This window comes from Flavobacterium sp. SOK18b (genome assembly GCF_014156605.1).
Classification (GTDB): Bacteria; Bacteroidota; Bacteroidia; order Flavobacteriales; family Flavobacteriaceae; genus Flavobacterium; species Flavobacterium tiangeerense.
Genome location: NZ_QKNZ01000063.1, coordinates 23,520 through 30,354 on the forward strand (window position 1 = coordinate 23,520; position 6,835 = coordinate 30,354).

A 6,835-nucleotide genomic window follows, 5' to 3' on the forward strand; every position below is an offset into this window, starting at 1 on the left:
AATGAAAAGTTTTCTCATAATCTTAAAATTTAACCGTATAAAAATCCATTTTAGACATTCTTCCGTCTTTAAAAATCGCTCTAATACCGTATTTGTAATTGGTGTTTATGGTAATGGTTGGGTCAGATAGTTGTCTTTTTTTTCCATCTACAATTTGAATCAATTGCAAAGCATCTTTCTCTGATGCTTTGTAAATTTCAAAACTATCAACTTGGGGATTGCTGTAATTCCAAGATAAATCAATAGTGTTTGTAGTTTTATTAGCTTGAGCAAAAAAGCCTTTTATCGCTTCCATGACACCATTTAAGGGAACAAAAGTGGATAGGTTAGGCGAAGGCAGCGATTGCAGATTTGAATCATCTTTTGCAAAAATGGCATAGGTATAGGTATACCCTTCTTCAACAGACTTGTCTTGAAATTGTTCTTCTTTGTTTTTGGTTTCAAAAACAAGTTTCCATTCCTTTTGACCGTTTTGTTGTCGATACAATTGGTGTACTGCCACATCTTCACTTTGGCTGTTAAACCATTCTAAGAAAACCCCTCCTTCTTTAATTTCATACTTTGAAAAAACGGGCGATGCGGGCGGAATAATATCTGGCTTTTTTAGAACGAGTGGTTCTGAAAATTCAGACATATTGTATCTGTAATCTACTGCAATAACTTTGTAATAGACTTTACTATTTAAGGTTTTGAGTATTACTTTATCTTCAAAAGTATTCTTTTCATTTGGGCTCACTGTCAGCTGACTGTATTCCTCAGATGCATTGTATGCTTTATAAATTCGATAACCTAACAGGTCTTTTTCTTTATTAGTATCCCATAAAATTTTTACCACGCCTAGACTGTCAATAGTTCCTTTTAAGCCAACTGGTTTACTTGGAGGAATAGAATCAATGGGCTGAACAAGCATTGGGAATGAGGTTCTACTATTTCCTTGTTTGCTCACTGCTGTTATTGTAAAATAGTTTGATGGATTTAATTTATTGTAAATTACGTTGCGAGCCTTTGGCGAAATGTTTTTGACTACCGTAACATAATTATTATCTTCTTTATCAGAACGGTTAAGTTCAAAACCAGTTATTTCTTCATCTCCTTCTTCTGGAAATTCCCAAATTAAGTTAACAGTTGTATCATCTTTAAATTCCTGTATCGTAAGGTGAGGAACATATTTTAATAATGATTTACCTTTTCCACTAACAATTTCAGAATAAGGTCCTAACTCTCCAAATACAGAAATTCCTTGAATGCGATAACTATACTCTTTATTGTTGGCGATAGTGTCTACATAAAATATCCTATTATTATTTGTGTTTTCTTGATTTAAACTTGTGTAGGGTTTATTGGTAATACGGTTAAATATTTTTTTATCCTCTGAGCGTTCTATATAATAACTACCATAGGCGTGCGCTAGTATATTGAAGTTCCAGCTTAACATGCTGCTGTTATCTGTAAAATTTGCTGAAAAATCCATTGGTTTTGGTAATATCTCCACTTCTTTAGTATCTATAAAGACACCTCCATAATCAATATCTAATTCTTGCTTAGGAACATTAGAAGAAATACGATATAAGTACTTTTCGTTTTCTTTAATAGTAGTATCTTCAAATCCTAAACCTGCCTTTTTAGCAATTTCAAAGTCTTTATCGGCAGTGTATAAAGCAAATGTGAACCGCTGCTCTGTTTCTTCAGAAAGGTTAATGATAGATTGTAAATTATCAGTTCCATTAACTGAAAAATCCTCACCATAAAGTGCTTGAGCAATGATAGCGGCATTTTCATTGGTATCTATTATTGTTTCCCAAGATGCTAAAGGCTCTGGTTTAATTTGTTTGGCTAAAACAACTTTTTCTGGACTTGATAGCGTTTTATTGTTTCTCGCAATAGTAAACCGCTCTACTAAGTAGCCGTATTTGTTTAATTTTTTCCAAGCCATAGCATCGGTCACGGCCCAGCGTAAAAGTATCTTATCTTTTTGAACTCTTGTAAGTACTTTTATTTCTAGTTTATTTTCAGCTATTTTAGGCTCTTTAATTAGTGGGTTTTGAGCAAACCCTACATTTATAGCAGTTAAAATAAGGAACATTAAAAATTTGGGCTTCATTTTAATTGGTTTTATTAAATGTAAAAATAGAACTTGTTCCTAGTTGACCACCTGGTAAAGTATAATTCAATTTTATGTTATAGTTCCCTTTTTTGATGTACGGAAATGTCCCATTGATAATATAATCATACTTTGTTTTCATGACTTGATTGGCAGTATTCAGATATTTGTTTACTACTTTATATCTTAAATCCACAAAGTCTGTTTTAAAATAGAAAGGTAAATTATATCGGTAGGGTAGGTACTCTTTCAGCATAAAACTAGTTGCATTATTCATAAGATCATCCTGATACCAAGCCAGTGTTTCAACACCTTTTGTAGGCGGTATTCCTATTGTATTTGTATTTCTATTTAATGTTAAATCACTTTCTAGGGGATATCCTTTATATATCAATGGAAAAATCTCATTGATATAATAATTGTCGTCAAGTATAGCCTCAGTAGTCACTAAAGGAATATTTAAAGTCTTGGCATTACCAATAAGTTCAATTTCATCAAATGGTTCTGAAGAATTATTGATAGAATGTAAAGCATGTACATCCGAGTAGATGATTTCTACCAAGGTTTGTCTTGGTCTTTTTGCATTCATTTTTTCCTCAAAAGTATTGTATTGACTGGTATTAAAATTATATTGCAATAGTTCAATACCTTGCCCTCCAGTTATGGTTTCTTTTAGCTCATTCTTTTTAGTTTCAACACTAGTTTGTGCGTCCAAATTTTGAGTTTCATAACTTTCTTTTAGATTGTTATTCGCTTCTGATAGCGTTTCTAAGGTCATTAAAGTTATATTATAAGACTTCGTTTTCTCTAAAATTGGTATATCTATACTTACTTTTTTTAAACTAGGTGAATAGGATAAAGTACTATTTACAGTTTTAGTTCCAGTTTTGTAAAATGCTTTTTGAGTCTGACCGGGTTTTAATTCAAATAAATAAGATTGACCTTGTTTAAGAACTACATAAGCTTGTTTACTCTCATTTTGATATACATATTTTTGATCAAAAACAGGGTAACAATACGCAATATTGTTTACTGGTATGTTGTTTGGTGCTGTCCCTGTTGTAAAATTAACAGTCTCATCTTCAGTAGCTATTTGGCCGTTATCATAAATGGTTTTCCAGTTACCATTAGTATACTCTTGGAAACTTACTTTTACACTTAGTATTAAGTCGGAATTTTGCGGTAATACTTCCGTTGCATTGAAACTAACTAAATCATTGGTTGTGTTCCAGCTCGTAGAACCAAGTATTGGATTACCGTTTTTCTTTACCAAAAATTCTTCAAGTTTTAGACGGTAAGTTTTTAGGCCGCTATCCTCTTCTATTGTAAAGTTCTTATTAATAGGCATGTTAAATCCTACTTGTGGTACTGCAAAAACATTTACATCTTTTGTATCCTTTGCAGGTGTAATATCTGCTATGGCTTTTAAACCATTTAAAGGGGTATTGTTTATAAATTCACATTCTTTTCCAAATTCGACCTTAAATCGGAAACGTCCTTTCACCAATCCTCCGAGCAAATTGAAGTGACCTCCTAAATATCCTCTAATCCATACTGGATTGGGTAGTTTAGCTTGTACTAAAACGGCTCCTCCTCCTTCAATAATTTTTATTTTCTTTTTTACCATAAAGAGTTTTACTTTGATACCTAATTCCCCTTTTAAATAGGCATAAGCTTGACCATTGGCATACCAACCGTTAATACCAATAGGTCCAGAACCCTGACAAGCAGCATCACCATAATCCTTCAACATAATATCAAAACCAAAACCAGCTTGAAAATTAGCGTAAAACAATAAAAAGGTTATATCCCCAGTTTTAATACTAAAATCTGATCCAAAAGCAAAACCTTTCCCTCCGCTAAGACTGTTTTCATCTCGCATATAATCTAATTGCTCGAGTTTTAATCCTAAAAGATCTGCAACAATAGCTGGTGGAGGCGGACTACCTGGTAGATCGTCTCCCATCATGAAATATCCGCCAGATTCAACCTCTACAGGACCTATAGCCATTTTCAAGCCTAAACGATCTTTTGGAGTACCCATGTGTATATACCATTTATCAGGACCAAAGTGCAACACAGCCCAGCCAGCTCTATTATTACTTCCACGGCCTTTAATTAGGCCTCCTGGTGTATTTACATACATATCAAACGTACCATGTAATATTTTTGATGTAAAATCATACTGTATCGCAGCAATAGCTTTGATACCCATAGAACCTTTGATATCATTTGGATATAAATCTTCGGCTGCTTTAGATAAATTCTCTATTTTAAGTTTTTCTAGGATTTCTTTTGAAAATTTAGCTTCTTTTTCACTTACTTCCTTTAATGCCTTTTTGAGTTTATCTGACACGGGAATTTCAAAAGATTGCATCACACGCCCCTCACCATAAATACTGATCCTATTGATACCAAATTTATTATTAAAAGCAATTTCAAAACCTGCACCTCCCCAAAATGCATCTGCCGAAGCTGTTCCCGAAAATTTAATCATAGCTTTTACGCCTAAACCAGATTCAATATCTGGAACATAATTAGACCCTGATGCTGTAAAATTATTACTGAACCCTTCCTTTTTCATTCTATAGGATGCTCCTCCTCCAAAACCTTTAAAAGTAATTGCTCCGGATGGAATATTTAAATTATCTGCCATAGCATCAACATACCAATACCTAAAAGTTGTTGCTCCAAAAATAGCGTTTGCTTCAACCTTGATACCACCAGTAAAATCACAACTCAGCATTCCTTTAAAACCTTTGCCGTAAACAGGATCATTATCCATTACAGCAATACTTCCTTTTAACTTCATCCCGCCAATATCTGCTCCAATCTCAATCTTTTCAAATTTAAGACTATCGTATTTCCATTTTTGAATGCCTTCTTCTTTACCAAATTTTCCAATGACATAAAATTTAGTTTGACCTGTAAATTGATTTTCCATTATATTAATAGCCAGATCAACCTTTAGACTAGCACTCTCTGGAGATGTTATTAGCGCTATTTCATTAATGGTTACAGGAAAATTACTAACACTAGCATCTTTACTCTCCAAATTTTTATATCCAAAATAATCAGCACTTAAGTAAGGAGAAACGGTTTGTAATGTTAAATTTTGAAATATAATTCCTTTAAAATCAACTGTTTCTTTCGTTTGTTCATTTTTCCCTGATTGTGCTTGTGCTGCAGTTACGGGTTTATTACTGGCTTTTAATGACAATGTACCGTATAGCACTGCTTTGGGTAAAAATTTACCGTCTTTTACCTTTAATTCTATGTAAGAGTTTTTTTCTATTATAGCATTTGCTTTAAAGGCTTGAAAACATATACCATTTGTAACTTGAGCATTTAAAAGATATTCATCCTTTACAGGATCAATTATTGCTTTATACGCTAATTCTGATCGTGCACCATCATTACAATTTGCTGATTTTTCAGATATTGGCAAAAGAATATCACCGCCAAAACTTGCTGCAGTTAATGAATTCGCAACTAGTGTTATGTTTACTGTGTCAAGTGACATTTGCCATCCTGATGCATTGCCTTCTTCAATACTAATTAAGTTACTTCCTGAAAAAGAACCTGAAACTCCCATACGATCTATTAATAAATCGGTTGCCTCAAAGCGAATTCTTTCCGTGCTTTCTTTTTTCTTGAACTCTTCTGGTAAGACGATTTTAAGTGATTGTACATAAAGACCACGCCACAAATTTTCATTACCGGCTACCAAGTATTTTTCTTGATAATTGGGAGGCCATTTTACACTTTGAGAGTTTCGTAAATCACTAAAATCGATAATCGCCTTATTCAGTTCAAAACAGAATCCCTTTTTGGATGTTAATTGAAATTTTGGCAAGGATATTTCCACTAAAATGTCATTCCAATTCGAAACGATGGTCTTAAAATTCCCTGTAACTAATGCTGGTGATGGGATTGCTACGTAATTGTTGTCTACAGGCTCAAGAAAGTTTCTTGAGAATTTAACATCCGCAGTAATTCCAAGTTCCTTAAAACCGTTGCAATCAATTGTGACATAAGTTTTGTTCTCAACAACTCCAGTTTTCATGTCCATTCCACCTTTTAAAATCAATAAAAGATTTTCGCCATTAATTTTGATAGGAACGTCACCAAGTAAAACTAAATTAGTATCACCAACTAAACCACCTTTGTGTGATAATTTAATATTATTTGCTCCAAAAAACAATTCTTTTGACTTTCCAGCTTCATCACGTTGAGGCAATATAATCCTTACAAAAGCAGTTAATTCAGTATACTCAGGGGTGAATTTTGCATTACTAATACCTAACATGTATTGGATACCTCCGATTGTTTTTTTTATGCCTAATGGCAACATCGAAAGTTTTTTAGGTTCTAGAAAATCCGTTAAACTGCTATTTTTTTCTATTTTTTCTATAGTAGCTTTTGCAAGTTCTAAATCTTTTTGAGTCTCTTGTGAAAGAGGAAAATTATGATCTAAATAGTCTTTTGTAAATTCACTGGTTTGTTGATTGTAATGAAAATTAGAAGTTAATTCAGGAGTATGTTTTTTAGTCAAATTAAATTTAGAAGATAAAGAATTTTTATTTTGACTTTTTAATATTGTATCGTTATGTACTTTTGCGTAAGAATTTAAGGTAACAAAAAGAATGGAAATACAAATTATAAAAATGTTTTTTTGTTGAGTAATTTTTTTCAAGTTTGCTATATTTTAATGGTTTTGAAGCCTTTTTTAAA

At 32.7% G+C, this 6,835-nt stretch carries 2 protein-coding genes; both read right to left on the reverse strand.

Annotation, left to right across the window (positions count from 1 at the left end; translation table 11 throughout):
- Nucleotides 1-22 precede the first annotated feature (22 nt).
- The gene (locus DNC80_RS10320) at nt 23-2,101 is read right to left on the reverse strand and encodes a hypothetical protein (RefSeq protein WP_182651151.1); all 2,079 of its coding nucleotides are present in this window, start codon (nt 2,099-2,101) and stop codon (nt 23-25) included.
- A 1-nt stretch (nt 2,102) separates the two neighbouring features.
- Complete coding sequence (locus tag DNC80_RS10325; RefSeq protein WP_182651152.1) at nt 2,103-6,656, reverse strand: hypothetical protein; 4,554 nt, start codon at nt 6,654-6,656, stop codon at nt 2,103-2,105.
- Nucleotides 6,657-6,835: the final 179 nt, after the last annotated feature.

Bases quoted from the DNA above. Each gene is read 5' to 3' on its own strand.
- DNC80_RS10320 (WP_182651151.1), bottom strand. From the start codon at position 2,101: ATGAAGCCCAAATTTTTAATGTTCCTTATTTTAACTGCTATAAATGTA.